Source organism: Pantoea sp. JZ29 (genome assembly GCF_035190385.1).
GTDB lineage: Bacteria > Pseudomonadota > Gammaproteobacteria > Enterobacterales > Enterobacteriaceae > Pantoea > Pantoea stewartii.
In genome coordinates, this window is record NZ_CP045243.1 from 105,737 (window position 1) to 124,553 (window position 18,817).

Below are 18,817 nucleotides of genomic sequence, written 5' to 3' on the forward strand. Positions count from 1 at the left end.
TACAAATCAGATATTGCCACGGGCGCGCGAGCAGGCGATATACAGTTTGTTTCGCGTTGACGGCAGCAGGTCACTCAAACAGTTGCGAGTGAGAAACGGCCAGTGCGTGCTGCCCAGCACAATACAGACATCATTAAAATTGTCGAGGGCTTTACCGGCCCATAAGTTTATTGAAAACAGCCGTAGCGGTGATGCTCACGGTAAAACAGTTTGATGATGCCGTCATCGGAGAAAAGCGCAGCATCCTGCTCATGATCATTCACGGTATCAATCCGGCTTTGACGGGATATGAGTGCTTCTACAGGTATATGCAGCTCTGATGAGATAAATTCACATACCGTCAGTGAGCAGCGCCACGTTTTGCTGAAGGTTCCCTGCCTGGCAAAATACCCGCCTCTTTGAAACGGCTTTCGTAGCGGGTGATGTTATCGTGTAATGTGGCGTTAATATTCCCGTCCCGGCTGGTGTCAAATATGTGCAGTAATCTCCGGCCAGCAATACCGCCGCTGCATAATTCAAGTAAAAAATTAAAATCATGACCAACAAAGACCTGTACTTTATCGATAAACAGCAGGTTAAAGTACCGTTGCAGCAGTGCGCGGATGTCTGCCATCATTATCCTGTGTATCAGTAGCAGGGACAGACGCCGGTGGCAGACTCGTCCGGCAGCACCCTGAAAATGTAGCCGGTGCGAACGCGGTACCCTGAGTAAAGGAGCAGCAAAGCTTAGACCGCGAATCTACATCTGATGCTGCAGCAGGGGGCGGCAGCAGAAACCATGAAGAAACTCGAACCACGTCATCACACCGATCCCGTCCTGGATGAAACCAAAACGTTAAATGACTCTGGCACGCAGCTGCAATTCGTTATTTCGTGTGTTTCAGGAGAAGAGCCCGACTGTCTTCACGCAGACTTTCTGTGAGAAGCGGGGTTTTACCCGAACCCCAACCGCTAAGACTACGCGTTTATCCACGTAATCGCCTCTGATATATATGCAGGTATGGTCATCCGTGCTCCCTCCTCCGGCAGCCGAAAAGCGGCCTCGGCTTTATTGGCGAGCATGTATTCCTGGACGCTCAGCTGAAGCCGGGTACCGGCGAAAAGCCGTTCCCACAGATCAGTATTATCGCGGTATACACAGATCTCAAAGGTGGATCGCGAAGCATCTTCATCCCCGTATACTCTCCTCTCCGGACTGGTCATGTCGGCAAAACGCTCAACACAGTTCTGTTGATAGTCGCCGTCATTATTCCTCAGCGCAGCAACGCGGTTGCCCAGAAGACGCGCCAGTTCAAGGTAGCGGCGGAAACTTATACCGCCGTTAGCGATTATTTGCCCCCCAGCGTCTTCTGGCATTCTGTCCGTAAGATTTCTGTAAAACTTGTCGGTCAGAGTGAATTCTGCGTCCCCTTCAACCAGAATGACCCGCCGCGCCAGCGCGAATTCCAGCACATTATTATCCGGGGCCTTCATGAGAAAACGTGCCGTATCTTCGGAGAGGTCCAGCAGAGCCACTGGCCTGCTCTCTCCCAGTAAAATAGCTCTTCGAAGATCTAGGCGCGATGAAATATGGCTACTGTGCGTGGTCAAAGTAAGCTGTAACTGCCGTTCATGTGCCAGCGTGTTTACAAGCTTTTTCATGTTCACGTGACTGAGGTGATTCTCCGGCTCCTCTAACAAAAGGGCATCAAGCGCTCTGTGTTGTTCACGCCAGCGTATGGCAAACTCAGTTTTAATTAAGCACTGCCTGCCTTTGCCACGATTGCGAACAGAAATGCCGTCTTCCGTAATATCCATACAGGCATAGAGACGCTAAGGTGGGCCCGATAGGATACCGAACTGGCAGGTTTCGAGACCCTCATTAATGGCGAAAAGTTGCTCTTCATGAAAAGGTTTTTCTGTTGAAGCCAGGTATTCTCCAGCCTGTATCTTTCAGCCACCGGAACGTTAAATCTGAAGAGCTTGCGGGTGTACACCTGTGCGGCATCATCGCTGTCAATTCGGGCGCTGTCCCGCAGCATATGATGTACATACCGGCTGAAGCCAGCATAGGGAGGACCTGAGAAGGTTATGAATTTCACGGCATAATATTCAAACGGGAAATTTGCCCTGTCTTGTTCCAGAATGTGCATTCTGTCCTGACCATAGTTGGCGAAATATGTATTCTCATTCCGTCTTCATCTCTTTACATAAGATTCAGCCGTTCGTTCAGATCAGCATTACTTGTATCGCTGAGGAGACGTCAGCGATGAGTTCGGGCAGTAAATAGGCGCGACGCGCACCGACCTGAAACGCCAGTACAGCCTGACGGGAAATCAGTGATTCCACCCGGTGGCGGCTTCCACTCAGAACAAGATTCAGCGCAAGCAGAACCGAGCTTTTACCCGACTCATTGTCACCAATCAGCACTTTTTTGCGACGCTGGAAATTCAGCTGGAGAGAGTGAAATTTCCTGAAGTTCCTTTACATAAGATGAGCGATCACGAGTATAGTTTCCCCTGCAAACCAGCCACAACTTTATTATCTGCACCCCTCAGACCTCTGAACTTCGCCGATAGTGAATCAGGCCCGTTCTCTTCTGTTGCTTTCTGTCATCGCTGAGGCTTTTACTGTGCATTCGGAAGAACTGGGTTCAATTCATGTCGCCTTTTTTTGTACACCTGATATCAATAATGTGACGCTCAGCCAGATTTGATATTAACTGTAAAGGACGAAAGGAAATCAAGTAATGAGACGCGAGCTTGTATTCGGGTCTGATGAAGAGACGTCCAGAACCGGAGGATCCAGCCTGTATACCTTAAATCAGTGATAATACCCGCTTCTTCAGCAATTCACGCGAGCTGGAATAGTATCCACATCCTGAAGTACTTATGCCTGAAAATATTCCCGGCTCTATGGTCGCAGGAAGAAAGCCGACTTAACGTCGGCACTACTATATAAAAATGGTGGGAATTTCAGGCTGAAATAATAATAGCTTATTTAATTAAATCAATAACTTATACAGTAATCGCTCTGGGTAAAACTCTATTTTGAATTCCTACTACTTTTTCACGGAGGCATCGACAGCAGGGTCTGATCACGGGTCGTTTGCAGACTTAATCATCATGCGTTCAATGACGCTCCGGACGGCGGCATCAAGCTCAGCCTGACAGGCCGCAGAAAGACGGGAGAATTCGTAAGTGACAAGACGTTTATCAGCATCGGTTTTTTTCCGGGCGAACTGCTTTTTGTCAGTAAACTCCGCCAGCTTCTCTGTCACGATTTTTTTGCTGCCCGCAGCTTTGCGGGGTCCTTCGCTTTCAGCACGAAAATAGCTGATTATCCGGTTTTTATAAGCGGGCTCACCAATGTCATGAGATGCATCATCTTCCATCCGGCTGCGAACGCAACCGACTAAGGCGTCAGTGGTGATTTGTCTTGCCCGTGCTTTATCCGTCACCTCCAGCAGGGCCCGGTAGTCACTGATGGAAAGCTCGCTGACAGAGGGGAAAACTGCGATGATTTCATCAGGCACGGCGGCAGCCTGAAAAGCCCTTGTCACCTTGGCAGCAGACAGCCCTTCTACAGCGGCTATCTCTGACTGATTCATGTCTTCCGGATACATGAGCCTTAGGCGTTTTCCGAGCTCACGCAGCGTATGCTCTTTAGCTGTCTGAATGTCCACGGCCAGTTGTCTGGCATCTGAGAGAGACAAGGCATCACGCGTCACCAACACCTCAAAGGCGGTTCCGTTGTAAATGCAGGCAGCACGGCGTCGGGAACCATCCAGTATCTCTGTTCGACCATTAACCTCACGTCCGATGGCTGGAAAGAACTGCTGGAGCCGGATGGTCCGGGAAATATCACTGACCGAGTCGCGCGTCAGAAATGCCTGATCACGGCCATTTACCGTGGCATCAACAAATGTCTGCGTTTCGATGTCGTCATGCAATATCTTGGTCAGGACAAACCGGGCCTGAGCACCGGACTTGAGGGTAAACACCCGCTCGCTGTCTGACTCATTCATCATTTTTGAAAAACTTGAATTCCCCAGCTGCCGGCCCAGCTTGACCATTTCCTTTTTCATTTCACACCTCTGATGAATTCAATCCTTTTAAATACGGCCTGAGTGAAACGCTCCGCCTCACGCTTCGCTTTCTTGAGCGCCTCGGTGCTTCCCGGATAGGAACTGGGATCGGCACTCACAATGGTGTCGAAGCTTTCGCCGCAGCGTTCAAACCCGTCAAGCCTGGGCAATGTCGCGTCAAGAATGTAAGAGGTAAAAACATCACGGGCGAGGCCGTGTGTCATTTCATGATCCCGCTTCGAAGTCATTTTCGACATGAAGCCAATATTTCCCTTTATCCGTGGCGTGATGCCCTCTTCCTCAAGTTGCTCAATCATTTCGGGCAGCCGCGTGAGGTACTTAAGGGTAGAGTGAAAATCGACCTGTGCGGGCGGTGTGGGCGTGAGCAGAAGGTCACTCGCGGCGAGTGCATTCAACATAAAGGCATCGAGGTGAGGGCCGGTATCAATAAAGATGAAATCGTAATCATCTCCCACACGATCAATAATCGTCCGGCGCAACACTTCGGAGGGAAGCCTGTCAGGCAAATGCTCTCTCACGAGATCATTCCACTGACTTGCAATAAAACCATCGTCAATAGAAGCAGGAATAACATCAACCCCAGGAATAATGGTGGGTTTAATGATGTCCTCTCTGAGCTGAACGGCATCCAAATCGTTAAGCATTGCCTGTGCAGCTGTTTCCATTATGGAACCAATGCTGTTTTCCTGGCTGAGAAACATGGTACTCGAGGCCTGAGGATCGAGATCAATAACCAGAATACGAAGATCGTGCTGAAGAAGATCCTGATGTACCCGCAGGCCATGCGCCAGAGTCACCGTACTGACGGTTTTTGATACCCCACCTTTCAGGTTCACAACAAAAATAACAAAAGGCCCATCCCCAGCGTGCACATCACGATATTTGGGCACTTTGCGGTGAGCGTAGATATCCACAACGTCCTGAATGGTCAGCGCATAATGCCGGGTGTTACCGGCATCTTTTTTGCCAAAAACGTGTCCCTGTGATTCCATTTCTTCAATGGCCTGCTCAACGGCACGGCGGCTGAGTTTGGGAAGATTAGCTACGGAATTACGTGTGAAGGTCTGATAATACTGATCAAGGCCAAACTCATTCCTTCTGACTGAAATATCGTCGCTCATACTGCGCAGCATCGCGCTCGCTCTGCGGGCCGTCTCATCCACGCCACCGTAATGACTTTTCATTTAACCGTTCCGTTGTCAATTTTGAAACTGATTGTACATCTGAAAAAGGTCAGATCAACTTATTTCGTTAAAACATAAAAATGTTGTACAAACGGATAATATGCCAACTGACAGTTTTCTGTAGTCTGTCATTCAAAAGTCATCCATGTAAGGCCAAAAATTAAAAAAACTTTCATCGGGTGAATAAAACTGGCAAGCACATACCCTGAACCAGATATGATTTATGTAATTGATTTTATTATTATTTTTATTTCAATTTCAGACTGAAATTCCCATATGTATTGTCTGCAAAGCTCAGTGAAAGAAAATGCTCTCTGACTTATCAGTACTGGGTTCACAGAGTTGAGGTTACGTTTATTAGAGTATGAGCAGTAAACTTCAAATTGCTGTCTCTGACACAATTGTCAGACAACACACGGCTTAGGTCTGATGAATTTGTCTATGGGATACCATACGGTTTTAAACCCGCTTCAGAACTCGGTGTGTCCTCTAATCTCTAATACTTATAGGCTTTTTACGTTAATCTCTCAGATAAAGATGTGTGCTGAAGGGATATTTCATTCTCATGGAAACATGTGTGCCGGAGGGTGATGTATAAGTAATGAACAACTGTGTGTCCTGGAGGGAAACCCTTTCGTACACATGAGTAGGCAGAATGGCCAGGCTCCTTACTTTTAAGGACATCGTTACAGCCAGACATTACCAGGTTAGGACAATACCTATATGACCGGGCTAACCATTTCTTAACTAACCAGCTAAATATGTGTGCTGGAGGGGCGGTTCCGCTCTTTGTGCTAAATGCGTGGCTGTAGATTCAACGGGTACAAACCTGAAAGTATGTGTGCTGACGGGGGAACAGGAGAACAAATCTTAAGTTCGGTGTGTGCTGGCGGGGTGAGTACATACAAGTGTGTGTGCTGGCGGGTATAAGTTTCGTCCTGAGATGCCATTATGTGTGCTGGCGGGGACCTCATATGCATTATAAACAGGAGTATATGTGTGCTGGCGGGCTGCAGATACCCGCAAGTTGTTCTGGTTAAGGAGAATCATGAAGCAAAAAGTACTGATATGTGTGCTGGCGGGTAACAATTCTGCGCTCAAGGTGCGAAAATGTGTGCTGGCGGGGAATATCCCAGCTAAATGATCGAACATGTGTGCTGGCAGGTGCTAGCTTACCGTTTAAAATGAATATGTGTGATGAAAGGTGCGTAGTGATTAAAAAGCAGAGTATGTGTGCTGGCGGGTGCACCGGTTGCGACGTTGCTTCAGAGCCGGACACTGCCTTGGCGACCACGTATTTATCCCAACAGCACACATTTAAATGTCGGAAGGCTTCAGCTTGGGGTTACGTTTATGAATAATAACAAAGTTTTCACGGGCTTTACGAACAAGCGAAAACTCTAGATAACCGATGTTCTGTAACTGCTCAAGCGCTTTTTTAATCGTACGGTTCTGTTCACTGACAGAACTGCTCAGAGAAAGGCGTTCTCGCAGTCTTGAGAAGCTGACAGGAATCGGGTTGGCAGGAAGACTTTCAATAAAAGTATAGATTGCCTGGGCGGCTTCCTTCTTTGGAAGAGCCTTAATAGCGTGATGCTGCAAAAGGACTCTGTAATCTAACTGGAACAGCTCCCACAGTTTTTCATCAGCCTCCAGCTGAACAATATCTCTCTCAGCATCAAAATAACCAGTCTTCAGAAGGCCTGTCTGATAACTTCCCCTCGCATCACTCCCGCGCTTGAAAGATATTGATTTATTGCGTAATTTCCCCAAAGACTCGTGGATGGTAAGCCGGAGACGGGCGTCAATTCGTTTAGCAGAAAATCCACACCCTTTGGCAAACTCAGTAAACTTCAGTTCGATTTTGTTTGATGCCAGACCATATTTACTGAATGCATAAATAACCCCAATCCAGACCTTAAAATCGCTGTCCATATTGAGACGTGGCCCAGAAATGTTAATGTGATCGTATCCCTCAGCCCGTGCTATTTCTAACTGAGAGAATAATTCAGATGCATCCACAACATTGTTTTCGCCCTGAGACTTCGTGGGTTTAGGTACAAAAACACCGAGGCGCATAAGTGCTACAGGCTGAACGGTGTTGTTGGAATTAACTGTGAGTTGTTTGTCTTTATTGACCATGTCACTGTAAAGTGCATCACCGATAAATGACTCATCTTTCATATAATTATCTCACTTAGTAGTCACAGGATCTTTCTGTGAGTAAAGATCACCTCTATCCCAACAGCACACACATTACATCCCTACAGCACACATTACCAGCCCACCAGCACACATGTTCATCCCGCCAGCACACATGTTTATCCCACCAGCACACATCTCGAACTGGCTTGAGGTCAGTCACCACAAGGCCTGAGAGATAGCGGGATCTATTTGGAGCTATAAGGATCTTACTGGAATATTTATTGGATCGAGCCTGTGCACATGTGGATAAACAATCCTCTCTACTAACGCGCCTTCGGCTTGTTCAACTGGCTCAACGAACACAAAAAATTTGTATTCGTTAAGCCAGTTTCTGTTGAAAAGCATCTATGGCGGGATCACTCAACGAATTTCCAGACATGGGCGGGAACACGATCATAGAGCTTCCCGGTTGCCAGTTCAGCCTTACGGTGATCATAGGCACGGGTGATTTCATATTGTTCTTCAGTGTGGTCTGAATACATCAAATGTTCATATACGGTTTCAAGCGTCTCCGCTGAACGGCAGCGGCGAAATCTCATGAGCCAGTCAGTTTTATTCATTTTTACCCAGTAAATTGATCAAAGTTACTGCCGGTATGTAGACACATTCATTCATACCGACTCTGTCAGCACCTTTCCTTGGTTATGTGTGTTTCCTACTACATTATCCACTTTGTGCCATTTAAAGTCGCCTTCTGGCAGAGCACACTTGTACGCTATTTCGCTGGCTCTTTCTGCACTGGTGTATTCGCTCAGCCATTCCCTGATTACTTTTGGCCGTCACGATAATAAATCCCTCATAGCCATGATCCTGACCAAAGGGCGCTTTGCCGATCGCCGCGAAGAAAAGCGGCTGCCGTGAGCGGTGATAAATAAAATACGGCTGCTTGCCGTCATCCGTCAGGGCCCATTCAAACCAGCCATTCGCCGGCACGACTGCCCTGCCGTGCAGCAACAGCGGCTTAAACATTCTGCCGGAGGAGGCCGTTTCACCTCTGGCGTTAATCAGCATGGACTTGTACCACCAGTCAGGCCTGTAGCCCCAGAACACCGGATCAAAATGAAGCTGCCCTTCCCGCTGATTTAGCAGCATCACGCGTCTTCCGGGTGCAACGTTGTACCGCCCCAGGGGTTCACTATCGAAAGGCAGTTCTTCCGGTAAGATACCTGCGGTTTCAAAATACTCGTCTCTGCAGCTGTACTGCGTAAACCGTCCACACATAATGACCTACGTCGTTATGATTAAGGATAGTGCGGTATACTGATCTCAGGAGAAGTAACCATGTCACATAATCTGGCCGCCAGAGAAAGGGCCGAAAGGGATAAAGTTAATTTGGACCTGGCAGCGTCCGGGGTCGCTTACCGGGAGCGACTCAACCTGCCTGGCATTCCTGCCTGGGTTGAGTATCTGCAGCCTAAAGAACTGAGAGACTTCTTCAGGGAACGACTGGCGTATTACTGTCATCTTTCGCTGAAGCTGCCGGGCAGAGACGATGGTTAACCTCGAAGCTAGGAGGCTTGCCGACACGGCTAATATTGTCGCTGCCAGCCATCTGAAACACGGGCTCTCCCGCATTCAGTTCGTTCAGGAAATCAGAGACGTTATCGAAGCTCAGTTCGCCCTGGCCATTCAGGCAAAAGCCGATGAAGAATGCATGGCCTGTGTCAAAAATCTTCGGGCAGAGAACGACAGCCTTCAGTATCAGGCCAGAATGCTGCGCACTCAGGCCGCGAAGCTTTATGCAAAAGTGGAGTTTATCAGAGAGAATAACAGGATCGTGGGCTATGCCGTGTCTGCCGTCAATCTGGTACTAAACGGCCTGACGGTTTACGGCGGCTTTGTTCTGCTGGCCACGATGACACCTGTTGCTGTTGTGGCTGGCGCGATCATCATGATAGACGGGTTTAACAGCATATCTAAAGAGATTATTAACCACACGTTCTACGGCCCTTCCGAAGGCATCATTGCTGATGCCTCAACCGAAATAGCCAGTTTTATGGGATTCAGACCCGAGTACGGTCTGGCGGCCTATAATGCCGTTTCACTGACGGCCAATATTTACGGCCTGGTATGACTGACGAGGAAACCAGAGTCCTTGCGGCTTTTTCGCTGGTTAAGAAGTGATTTAAGAAACAAGCTGGAGTCAATGAGCCGGCCAAAAATGGCGCTTAAAATTGTCAGCTACGGGGTCAGAGGCAAAGTTGTTGTTGATCATGTTGAAACAGCTAGGTCACAGGATAATTAACGACGGGCAGCTCTCCGGTGACGCCAGCATTTCCAGGCGAGCGTTACGGGCTGAGCAGAGAACACTATTGCAATCACGATCAGAAATGACACCCCACCTGCAATAATTTTGACGGGGGAGCTGAATACCAGCAGGGCCGCCATCACCAGCACGCTGAACGTGATAACCCATGTCAGGGCCCGGAAGCGGTTTGCAAGGCTTTCTACAGCTTCCTCCAGCGTGCCCCCGTGTACCGACACGTTGTGTTTTATTCTGCTTAAATCTGCCTGGCTGATACCCGATTTCAGCAGGGCTTCATCGCTGACATTCATTTACTGAATCCTGATACTGACTGATGTATATAACAGATTATGACGGCATCTGTAACCCGGCAACCTAGGCAGGGTGAATCCTGTGCATCATCCGGCCTTCTTTTCTGATTCCTCCTGCGCATGCTTTATCAGGGCGTTGATGTTATCACTCATCTGACGGCTTTTTCCCTGCCGGTAGTCCGGCCAGGGCAGGAAAGGATGTGAGGATTCGCCCATCAGCACTATGCCGGTGGGACAGCGCCAGTCAGACGGCGCATCCGGATGATAGCGAACGAGTACGGCCGGCGCGTCGCAGTCTTCCTCCCCCTCTCCCAGCAGCACGGGCGACGCGATGGCGGCGTCTTTCTGCGACACAAACCACAGACTGTTGGAGAAGATGAACGCCAGCAGAACTGAAGCGATGAAAGCGCCAGTGTACCAGAAACGCCTGCCGGCGCGCCGGGCCAGCATGAAGTAGAGGCCGCTCAGGAAGGCCGCCCCGGCCACGCCTGTCCACTGGGCCGTTATGGCCACCTCGTTCAGGGTATGCTGTGTCATTTCCATTCTGGCCGCCCAGAACCCTGCCAGAACCGGTGCAACCAGCGTCAGGGGAAGCAGCATAATGGCGGATGCCAGGAGAACGGTGCCGGCGTTACGGAGGCAGAAGAGTTCATGCAGGCTCATCACCAGCAGGAAAAGACACAACGTCATGTATAACACGGCCACCCCTTTTACGTTCTGACGCAGAATGAATCTCAGAGCGAGAATGCCTGCTGTATTAAATTAATATTTACTGTGTCTGTGCGCTGTTATTCCGCTACGGAACGGGGGCATAATACCATTCTGATTTCCTGTCAGGAAAAGAATAAATAATGAAACTTATGCGGTTCAGCTTATTTATTTTGTCTGCCGTATTCAGCGTTTCTGCGTCCGCAGGAGACGATATCGCCGTGGGGTTTTCGCCGGGCGGAAGCGCGCAGCGCCTTATCCTGAATCTCATCGCGGGGGCAGGAAAAACGCTGGACGTCGCGGCCTACGAATTTACCAGCCGGCCCGTCGCACAGGCGCTGATAAGCCAGTCGCAGCGCGGCGTGGCGGTCCGGCTGGTTGCGGATGAAAAGGTCAGTCACGGCAGTCATTCGCTGGTCTCCCTGCTGGCCTGCAGCGGGGTGCCGGTCCGGACGGACGACCGGTACAGCATCATGCACAACAAGTTTATTGTGGCCGACGGAGTGAATACGGAAACCGGGTCGTTTAATTACACCTCGTCGGCTGAAAAGCGCAATGCGGAAAATGCGCTGGCAGTTTTGGATAATAAAGCAGTTGCTGCTGAATATAACGCAGAATTCGAAAGACTGTGGAATGAATCCACGCCGGTGACGTGTCAGGATAAATAAATGCGTGATGTCCGGTGCGGGGGCAAAACGTAATTCCGGACGGGGGGACGGGAATGGCCAGAAAGAAAACCTACGCAGTGCATTTCCGTGGACAGCGCGGTGAGCGGGACGCCAGTGAAGCCTTCCAGCAGGAGGAAACCGGGACCTGGCAGCGCTGGCTGAAGCACGCCCGCGACAACAAAAAGACCACGGTGGTCACCTGCAGCTGCCTGCCGGCAGAGACCGACCCCGTCAGGCGCCGCCTGAAGGTGCATTATTCTCAGGAGACTGAACGATGCTGGCTCTCTTCATATGCCTTTACAGGTAACGAACACAAGCCCGACTGCCGGTTTTATTCGGTGTGGTCAGACGAACGCCAGGCGGAGATTTATCAGGGCGATGCGGTCCGCACCGCCGCGGACGGCACCATTGTGGTCAGGCTGCCCACCGGCCTGCAGAAAAAGGCCCCGTCAGAGGTAAAGCCGGCTGAAGACGTGTCTGTTGATGAGCCTGTAAAGCGCAAACGCCGGCCCTCGATGCGCCTGCTGGGATTACTTCACCTGCTGTGGGAGCAGTCCGGCATCAACGTCTGGCACCCCGCCTTCGACAAAAAGAAGCGTACGCCCGGCTGGGTGAGCTGGCACCTGCAGCAGACGGCTGGCCGGATACGCGTCGGCCGCGTGCCGCTGGAAGAGTCGCTGCTGCTCATGGCCATGAAGGGCACGCCGCAGGTCGTGGCCAACCGGGAGCACCTGCGAGCGGCCGAAAAGAACAAAAGGCGGCTCATCGTGGTGTCCGTGCTGGCCGGCTGGAATGAGGCTGCTGAAGCCCGTCTGCAGTCCACGCTGCCGCTGGGCCTGTTTTCTGGTTTCCCTGACCTGGTGCTGCCGGAGGACGTGCGCCTGCGTCTGGAGAGGAGCTTTGGCCGCGAGCTGGGCGACTGGCGCCGGGGCATGAAGGTCGTGGTCATTGCGGAAACGGAGCCGCCGGAAACGACGTTCAGGCACACAGACGGGCGCAACCGGCCGTTCAGCTGCAGCACCGTCATCGACGTGGCGCTGATGACGGTCAGCCCGCGCTTCATTCCGCTGGATTCCGGCTATGAGGGCAGTGTCGAAGAGAAGCTGTGGCAGGAAAAACGTGCCTTCATTAAGCCGCTGCGCTACGACGGCGAGGAAGACGTATTCCCGGACTTTGTGCTGAAGGACGTTCCCGGCGTGGATGCGCTGCCCATGGAGGTCTTCGGCATGAACACGCCGGAGTACCTGCAGCGTAAGCAGGAGAAGACCGCCCACTACGACAGGGAATACGGTCCGGGCCACTGGTGGTGCTGGAATGCTGTCGGTGAGTCTGAAATGCCTGACTTTCCTGCCCGTTAAAATGCCTTCACATCTGAATACTGGTGTTCCGTTTTTGGCAAGTTGCCGGTTTTTAAACTGCGAGTTGACTCACTTCCCTGAGCTGGTTATTTTTTGCCGGATATGTCAGCCTTAAGACTTTCTTATGCAAAGGAAGCAGAAGGATGAATCTCTCACCACATGACTGCCTGTTTACTGAAGGTATGCTCACGTTGCCAGCCGGTTACCAGGACAGGACAGTTAACGTATTCACCGCGCCCGGGCAGCCGCCTCTTAACCTGTCCCGTGACCGCACGGAAGAAGGTGAAAACCTGTCTGACTATGTCACCCGTCAGACTGCCCTGATGGCACAGCACCTGAAGGGCTGGAAGCTCCTGTCACGGGATACTGCCGTGCCCGGAAATGATCTGGGACAAGGAGAAGTGGTTGAAGCCACTTACCTGCGCGGCGGAAAGCGCGTATCACAGCGTCAGGCGGTGTTTGTCCTGCCGGACACACAGGTGCTGGTTTTCACCGTCAGCGCGGACGGTCCGCTGACTGATCCTGACCGTGATGTCCTGAACGACCTGCTGCTGTCATTTCGCCTGCACGGCTGAAGGAGGAGAAGCAGATGTTTGAGGCGGCAAGGGTCGGGGACACCACCGGACATTCTCATGCGCTTGCAGGAATGATCCTGGGCACCGTTGTTGGCGGACTGCTTGCGGCCGCAGGCGGTATTGCAGCAGGTGCACTTATGGTGGCGGGGCTGGGTGCGTCCTGCCTCGGCGTGGGCGTCCTGCTCGTCGGAGCCAGCCTGGCCGTGGGTTATCTTACCGGAGAGCTTGCCACCGCTGCCCGCGACAGTATTGCAGATGCGGGGGCGGCGGACATGTCGCCCACCGGTGCTGTCCTGACCGGTTCAGCGGATGTCTTTATCAACGGCAGGCCGGCGGCGATGGCCACCTCCAGCACGGTAAGCTGTTCGGAGGACGGTGCACAGCAGATGGCGGAAGGTTCATCCCGCGTATTCATTAACGGCCTGCCCGCTGCCCGGCTGGGTGACAGGGTAACCTGTGGCGCAAAAGTCATGAGCGGCTCACAGAATGTGCTCATTGGCGGTGATGCCGAGCAGACGCTGGACATCACCTCCGAGGTGCCGGAATGGCTCTATAAAGCCTCTGACCTCACGCTGCTTTTTGCCGGTCTGGCCGGCGGCTGGGGTGGAGCAGCCGGCAAAGCCGGCGCACTGGCAAAGCTGCTCAGAAAACTGCCCGGAATTAACAAACTTAAACGCATTGCATGCCGCTTCGGCGCTCTGATGACTGCAGTTTCTGCGGCCGGAATCATTGCCCGGCCGGTAGATATTGTCAGCGGCCAGAAATTCCTGAACGGGGATGACGAGCTTGACTTTGTGCTGCCCTCACGCCTGCCGGTTCGCTGGCAGCGTTACTGGCGCAGCGGTAATCCCGCTGACAGTGTGCTGGGCCGCGGCTGGAGCCTGTTCTGGGAGACGCGGCTGGAACGCTACCAGGACGGGCTGGTATGGCGCGCACCCTCCGGGGACTACGTTGCTTTTCCTGTCGTGCCGAAAGGCATGCGGACATACTGCGAAACTGAACATCGCTGGCTGGAGCATCACAGCGACGACTCCTGGTCTGTCTATGACATCAGCGGGGAGCGATGGCACTTCCCGCCGCCGCGTGATGATGCTCCCGCCCTGCCCGACCGGCTGTCAGACCCCTGCGGCAATGCTGTCCGCTTTGAATGGAATGATGACCATACCCTCAGCGCACTCACCGACAGCGCCGGTCAGCGCGTGTCATGCCGTTATGCCGGTGGCCGCCTTCTTGAGGTTTTTCGGGATGACGGCACCCGCCTCGTACGCTACGACTATGATGCCGTGGATCAGCTGGTCAGCGTGACAGGACGTGGCGGACGGGTAACGCGTCGTTTTCAGTGGCAGGACGGCCTGATGACCGCCCATGAGGATGCTGACGGGTTACTGTGTGAGTACCGCTGGCAGGAAATAAGCGGACTGCCGCGCGTGATTGCCTTCAGGCACAGCGCGGGAGAGCGACTCAGCTTTGAATACGATTTCGGGCAGGGTACGCGTCGGGCTCTGCGCGACGACGGGAGCGAGGCGCACTGGCTGCTGGACGACGATGATAACGTCGCCCGCTATACGGACTTCGATGGTCTGCAGACGGCGTTCGTGTATCAGGACGGGGCACTTTGCGATGTCATCCTGCCAGGCGGTGCCATTCGCCGGAGCCGCTGGGACCGCTACGGGCGCATGACGGAGGAAACTGACCCGGCCGGACGGCGGACGTGTTATCACTGGTACCGCCTGACGGACCGTATTGTCCGCACGGACTATCCTGACGGCTCGCATACGTCAGCGACGTATGACCTTTATGACCGACTGCTGTCGGAAACGGACGTTCTGAACCATATTACCAGTTACCATTATCCGGACGATACAGACCTGTTGCCGGATTTCATCACCGATGCTGTCGGGGGTGTGGTCAGGCTGGAATGGAACCGGCAGGGGCTGCTGACAGGCCGCACCGACTGTTCCGGCAGCGTAACCCGCTTCAGTTATGACCGCTTCGGGCAGCTCATTACCAGCACGGATGCGGAAGAGAACGTCACCCGGCGGGAATGGAACAGCGCCGGACAGCTGACAGCCGTTATCAGGCCGGACGGAACGCGGGAAACGCTGCGCTGGGATGCGCACGGCCGGCTTGCCGCCTGGCGGGACGCGCTGGAAGAGGAAATGCGCTGGCAGTACAACGCGCTGGGCCTGCCGGTCAGTGTCAGCGACCGTATCGGACGGGTACGCCGCTGGCACTATGACCCTCGCGGAAATCTGCTGCAGCTGGATAACGGCAACGGGGGGACTTACCGGTTTACGTATGATCCTGCCGGTCGTCTCCTGCGGGAGGTGCGTCCGGATGAAACAGATCGGCTGTGGCGCTGGGATGAGCGGGGAATGCCAGGGGCGCTGTATGAGCACGGTCGTCCCGCAGCTGACGGAGGAATGCCACAGCGGGTGCAGCTGTTCAGCTATGACGACAGTGGCCGTCTGATGGCGCGCATGACACGCGATGCGGAGTATCGTTACCACCGTGATTCTGGTGGGCAGCTCATTCGTCTGACGTGCACCCCTACCGCTGAAGGGGCAGACAAAGGCCTGACGGGCGATGATATTGTCCTGACGCGCGACGCCGCGGGCTGGATTACGCAGGAGTCGGGGGGGAACGGCCAGCTTGAATATGAGCGGGATGCCCTCGGTAATCTGACCAGACTCACCCTGCCCGGCGGTCAGCAACTGAGCTGGCTGCATTACGGCTCCGGGCACGTCAGCGCCATTCGCTTCGGCAGGCAGACGATCACCGAATTTACCCGTGACCGGCTGCACCGCGAACTGTCCCGGACGCAGGGGGCCAGAGAGCAGCGACGGGAATATGACAGCAACGGCCGGCGGATACTGCAGCGCAGCCTCATTGCCTCAGGCGCGACCCTGCCGGAACAGGAGATCCTGTCACGCGCTTTCCGCTATACCTCGCGGGATGAACTTGCCGGCGTCAGCGACACGCTGCGCGGGGAGGTACAGTACGGTTACGATGCCGTGGGACGCCTGCTGAAGCACTACGAGGCCAGACAGGGACACCGCAGCGATGCGTTCCGGTACGACATGGCTGACAACCTGCTGCCTGACGAAACAGAAGAACCTGCAGACGCCGTTCGGGATAACCGGCTGGAACAGTGGCAGAACCTGTTCATGTCCTATGACGCATGGGGCAACATTATCCGCCGCAGGCGCGGGACGGATGAGCAGTACTATGAGTATGACGCGGACAACCGGCTGATCTCGGCACGTGGAACGGGGCCGGAAGGAGCTTTTGAAGCACACTATCACTACGATGCGCTGGGCCGGCGCACACTCAAGACGGTTACCACCGCGCGGGGTAAGGCGGAAACCCGCTTCCTGTGGCAGGGATGGCATCTGCTGCAGGAGCAACATCCTGACGGAACGTGCAGCTCTTACGTGTATGACCCTGCAGAGACCTGGAGTCCACTGGCGCGCATTGACCATCAGCAGAATGAAACACGGGGCGCTGTACTGTGGTTCAGCACCGACCTGAACGGCGCACCGCTTGAAGTGACGGATGCGTCAGGGAAGCTGAGCTGGAGCGGCCAGTACGGCAGCTTCGGTGAGGTCAGACGTCAGACAGAAGGTTTTTACCGCCTGTCTTCACTGCCGTCTCTTTCACATCAGCCGCTTCGCTACGCCGGGCAGTATGCGGACGCGGAAACAGGCCTGCATTACAACCTGTTCCGCTATTATGATCCGCAGACAGGCCGGTTCATGGTGCAGGACCCGATAGGGCTGGCGGGCGGCTGGAATCTTTATCAGTATGCTCCTAACCCACTCACCTGGATCGATCCCCTGGGGCTGGCTTATGATCCAATAGCTGACTTGGAAAGTCGCGGCTACACGGGAGTGGTTAAGACACCGGCAGGCGGGCTCGATTATAAAGACAGTAACGCTCTGTATAACCTCCGGGAAGGTGTTAATCCCACTGTGCCTATTGAATATACGGGGGATTATCTGAAAGACTTTGAGGCAGCTAACTACAAGGCGGGCCTCAACCAGAAAACGACACCAAGTGGGTATGTCTGGCACCATCTCGACGATTATAACCCTGAGACCAACACCGGCACTATGCAGCTTGTTAAAAGAACTTCACATCTGGGTATCAATCACGTTGGCGGAGTCAGCCAGTACAAGGCCGCTACAGGCAGGACCGGGGACTATGCTTTCCCGCGCTGGAACAGGGTACGAAAAACCACAGGAGAAAATTGCTGATGTATCTTTCAGATTCAGAACAGAAGCTTACGCGAGAGGAAATGGCGTCCTTCAATGCGCTTTTTGACAATCTTCTTCCCCAGTCATTTCAGGATTTTTATCTGGAAAACAATGGCGGATATCCCCTCAATAATGAGGATGGCAATTTTTTTATGCTGGGAGGGTTCATCCCCGTTAAGTACGGTGAACTACCTATAGAGCAGCTTTATAAGGATTTGACTAAAAACTTTGGAGAATTAAGGAAAATGGTGCCCTTTGCTCATGATGAGGGGGGGAACTGTTTCCTGTTGTCGTTGAAAGAGGGGGATTCTTTCGGTGAGATTTTCGTTTTTCTTATGGATGAAAAGGAGCTTGTGTCTGTTGCTGATTCATTCGACGATTTCATTGAAGCATTATTTGGCTGAAAATACCTGCCCGCCAGTGCATTTCTGGCGGGCGGCAGCGTCATTACAGGGAATAGCAGACATCTGTTTCCTGCTGGTTTGCAGCTCTATTCTGTGAGATGTGGCCAGAAAAAGTCCGGACTGATGGCACCCCGGACATTATGAATACTCGCGCACGTTAACTCATACCGCTACTGACCGGATTTCTGAGCCCTGTAGATGGCCCATATGCGCTTTACCTGGCTTACGCTGCATCCGGCAAGCGTTGCTGTGCGCGCAATGGTCATACCGGACTCGCGAAGGGCAATGATACGTTCGTGTGTTTTGGGTTCCGGTCTGCGCCCTTTGTACTTACCCGAAGCCTTTGCAAGCTCCACGCCCTGCCGCTGCCTTTCGCGACGGGTTTCGTAATCGTCACGTGCGGTCTGAAGGGCTACCTTAAGCAACATGTCCTGAACTGACTCAAGCACGATTCTGGCCACGCCGTCCTGACTTATGGCCAGTTCGGACAGATCCACTATGCCGGGGATGGCCAGCTTAGCCCCTCTGGCTTTTATCGAGCCAATCAGTTGCTCGGCCTCATTAAGGGGAAGACGGCTGATGCGGTCAATCTTCTCTGCCACAACCACCTCACCGGGCTGCAGGTCGGCAATCATGCGCTGGAGTTCAGGGCGGTCAGATCTGGCACCGGAAGCTTTCTCTTTATAAACGCCGGCGACATAAAACCCCCTGCCCCGGGCATCTTCAATAATGCTGTTCTGCCGCGTCAGTTCCTGTTCATCCGTACTGACCCGAAGATAGATACGTGCAATCTGCATAGGTTTAGCGGTCCTGTCC

Annotated in this window: 15 protein-coding genes and 2 pseudogenes; 7 read left to right on the forward strand and 10 right to left on the reverse strand. The window is 53.0% G+C overall.

Annotation, left to right across the window (positions count from 1 at the left end; genetic code table 11):
• Nucleotides 1-340: 340 nt before the first annotated feature.
• From GC090_RS22250 to GC090_RS22280, 7 genes and pseudogenes are all read right to left on the reverse strand, one after another.
• Nucleotides 341-616 (reverse strand): hypothetical protein, encoded by a 276-nt coding sequence (locus GC090_RS22250; protein ID WP_324021980.1) that lies wholly within the window; start codon nt 614-616, stop codon nt 341-343.
• A gap of 341 nt (nt 617-957) precedes the next feature.
• Nucleotides 958-2,463: pseudogene (locus tag GC090_RS22255) on the reverse strand (ATP-dependent nuclease); the annotation flags it as partial.
• 613 nt (nt 2,464-3,076) lie between these two features.
• Nucleotides 3,077-4,066 (reverse strand): ParB family protein, encoded by a 990-nt coding sequence (locus tag GC090_RS22260; protein ID WP_324021982.1) that lies wholly within the window; start codon nt 4,064-4,066, stop codon nt 3,077-3,079.
• The gene (locus tag GC090_RS22265; RefSeq protein WP_324021984.1) at nt 4,063-5,271 is read right to left on the reverse strand and encodes an AAA family ATPase; all 1,209 of its coding nucleotides are present in this window, start codon (nt 5,269-5,271) and stop codon (nt 4,063-4,065) included. The genes GC090_RS22260 and GC090_RS22265 overlap by 4 nt, the downstream gene beginning before the upstream one ends.
• Before the next feature lie 1,317 nt (nt 5,272-6,588).
• Nucleotides 6,589-7,455, reverse strand: a complete 867-nt coding sequence (locus GC090_RS22270; RefSeq protein ID WP_324021985.1) for a RepB family plasmid replication initiator protein — start codon at nt 7,453-7,455, stop codon at nt 6,589-6,591.
• Between the two features lie 377 nt (nt 7,456-7,832).
• Nucleotides 7,833-8,036 (reverse strand): Hha/YmoA family nucleoid-associated regulatory protein, encoded by a 204-nt coding sequence (locus GC090_RS22275; protein WP_272843874.1) that lies wholly within the window; start codon nt 8,034-8,036, stop codon nt 7,833-7,835.
• Between the two features lie 51 nt (nt 8,037-8,087).
• Nucleotides 8,088-8,697, reverse strand: a pseudogene (locus GC090_RS22280) (SOS response-associated peptidase family protein).
• Between the two features lie 60 nt (nt 8,698-8,757).
• Between GC090_RS22280 and GC090_RS22285 the strand changes: the two are divergent.
• Entirely contained in the window at nt 8,758-8,976 is a 219-nt protein-coding gene (locus GC090_RS22285; RefSeq protein ID WP_324021987.1) for a DNA polymerase III subunit theta, read from the forward strand.
• Nucleotides 8,969-9,550, forward strand: coding sequence for a DUF4225 domain-containing protein (locus tag GC090_RS22290; RefSeq protein WP_324021988.1), 582 nt, complete (start codon nt 8,969-8,971; stop codon nt 9,548-9,550). The genes GC090_RS22285 and GC090_RS22290 overlap by 8 nt, the downstream gene beginning before the upstream one ends.
• A 167-nt stretch (nt 9,551-9,717) precedes the next feature.
• On the opposite strand, the gene GC090_RS22295 is transcribed toward GC090_RS22290, so the two are convergent.
• Complete coding sequence (locus GC090_RS22295; RefSeq protein WP_324021990.1) at nt 9,718-10,032, reverse strand: hypothetical protein; 315 nt, start codon at nt 10,030-10,032, stop codon at nt 9,718-9,720.
• A gap of 87 nt (nt 10,033-10,119) precedes the next feature.
• Nucleotides 10,120-10,722: a hypothetical protein gene (locus tag GC090_RS22300; RefSeq protein ID WP_324022212.1), complete on the reverse strand. Its 603-nt coding sequence runs from the start codon at nt 10,720-10,722 to the stop codon at nt 10,120-10,122.
• 161 nt (nt 10,723-10,883) lie between these two features.
• Between GC090_RS22300 and GC090_RS22305 the strand changes: the two genes are divergently transcribed.
• The 5 genes from GC090_RS22305 to GC090_RS22325 all read left to right on the forward strand — a co-directional run bounded on the left by GC090_RS22305 (nt 10,884) and on the right by GC090_RS22325 (nt 18,001).
• Entirely contained in the window at nt 10,884-11,408 is a 525-nt protein-coding gene (locus GC090_RS22305; protein ID WP_324021992.1) for a phospholipase D family nuclease, read from the forward strand.
• 53 nt (nt 11,409-11,461) lie between these two features.
• Nucleotides 11,462-12,766: a DUF1173 family protein gene (locus tag GC090_RS22310; protein ID WP_324021994.1), complete on the forward strand. Its 1,305-nt coding sequence runs from the start codon at nt 11,462-11,464 to the stop codon at nt 12,764-12,766.
• Between the two features lie 143 nt (nt 12,767-12,909).
• Nucleotides 12,910-13,341 (forward strand): DcrB-related protein, encoded by a 432-nt coding sequence (locus GC090_RS22315; protein WP_105077855.1) that lies wholly within the window; start codon nt 12,910-12,912, stop codon nt 13,339-13,341.
• A gap of 14 nt (nt 13,342-13,355) precedes the next feature.
• Nucleotides 13,356-17,597: an RHS repeat-associated core domain-containing protein gene (locus tag GC090_RS22320; protein WP_324021996.1), complete on the forward strand. Its 4,242-nt coding sequence runs from the start codon at nt 13,356-13,358 to the stop codon at nt 17,595-17,597.
• Complete coding sequence (locus GC090_RS22325; RefSeq protein ID WP_238492955.1) at nt 17,597-18,001, forward strand: SMI1/KNR4 family protein; 405 nt, start codon at nt 17,597-17,599, stop codon at nt 17,999-18,001. Before GC090_RS22320 ends, GC090_RS22325 begins: the two co-directional genes overlap by 1 nt.
• A 170-nt stretch (nt 18,002-18,171) precedes the next feature.
• Here GC090_RS22325 and GC090_RS22330 read toward each other — a convergent pair whose 3' ends face one another.
• Nucleotides 18,172-18,798: a recombinase family protein gene (locus GC090_RS22330; RefSeq protein ID WP_324021998.1), complete on the reverse strand. Its 627-nt coding sequence runs from the start codon at nt 18,796-18,798 to the stop codon at nt 18,172-18,174.
• Between the last annotated feature and the right edge of the window lie 19 nt (nt 18,799-18,817).

Coding starts and splice junctions, on each gene's coding strand:
- GC090_RS22250 (WP_324021980.1), bottom strand. CDS start 616: ATGATGGCAGACATCCGCGCACTGCTGCAACGGTACTTTAACCTGCTG.
- GC090_RS22260 (WP_324021982.1), bottom strand. CDS start 4,066: ATGAAAAAGGAAATGGTCAAGCTGGGCCGGCAGCTGGGGAATTCAAGT.
- GC090_RS22265 (WP_324021984.1), bottom strand. CDS start 5,271: ATGAAAAGTCATTACGGTGGCGTGGATGAGACGGCCCGCAGAGCGAGC.
- GC090_RS22270 (WP_324021985.1), bottom strand. CDS start 7,455: ATGAAAGATGAGTCATTTATCGGTGATGCACTTTACAGTGACATGGTC.
- GC090_RS22275 (WP_272843874.1), bottom strand. CDS start 8,036: ATGAATAAAACTGACTGGCTCATGAGATTTCGCCGCTGCCGTTCAGCG.
- GC090_RS22285 (WP_324021987.1), top strand. CDS start 8,758: ATGTCACATAATCTGGCCGCCAGAGAAAGGGCCGAAAGGGATAAAGTT.
- GC090_RS22290 (WP_324021988.1), top strand. CDS start 8,969: ATGGTTAACCTCGAAGCTAGGAGGCTTGCCGACACGGCTAATATTGTC.
- GC090_RS22295 (WP_324021990.1), bottom strand. CDS start 10,032: ATGAATGTCAGCGATGAAGCCCTGCTGAAATCGGGTATCAGCCAGGCA.
- GC090_RS22300 (WP_324022212.1), bottom strand. CDS start 10,722: ATGACGTTGTGTCTTTTCCTGCTGGTGATGAGCCTGCATGAACTCTTC.
- GC090_RS22305 (WP_324021992.1), top strand. CDS start 10,884: ATGAAACTTATGCGGTTCAGCTTATTTATTTTGTCTGCCGTATTCAGC.
- GC090_RS22310 (WP_324021994.1), top strand. CDS start 11,462: ATGGCCAGAAAGAAAACCTACGCAGTGCATTTCCGTGGACAGCGCGGT.
- GC090_RS22315 (WP_105077855.1), top strand. CDS start 12,910: ATGAATCTCTCACCACATGACTGCCTGTTTACTGAAGGTATGCTCACG.
- GC090_RS22320 (WP_324021996.1), top strand. CDS start 13,356: ATGTTTGAGGCGGCAAGGGTCGGGGACACCACCGGACATTCTCATGCG.
- GC090_RS22325 (WP_238492955.1), top strand. CDS start 17,597: ATGTATCTTTCAGATTCAGAACAGAAGCTTACGCGAGAGGAAATGGCG.
- GC090_RS22330 (WP_324021998.1), bottom strand. CDS start 18,798: ATGCAGATTGCACGTATCTATCTTCGGGTCAGTACGGATGAACAGGAA.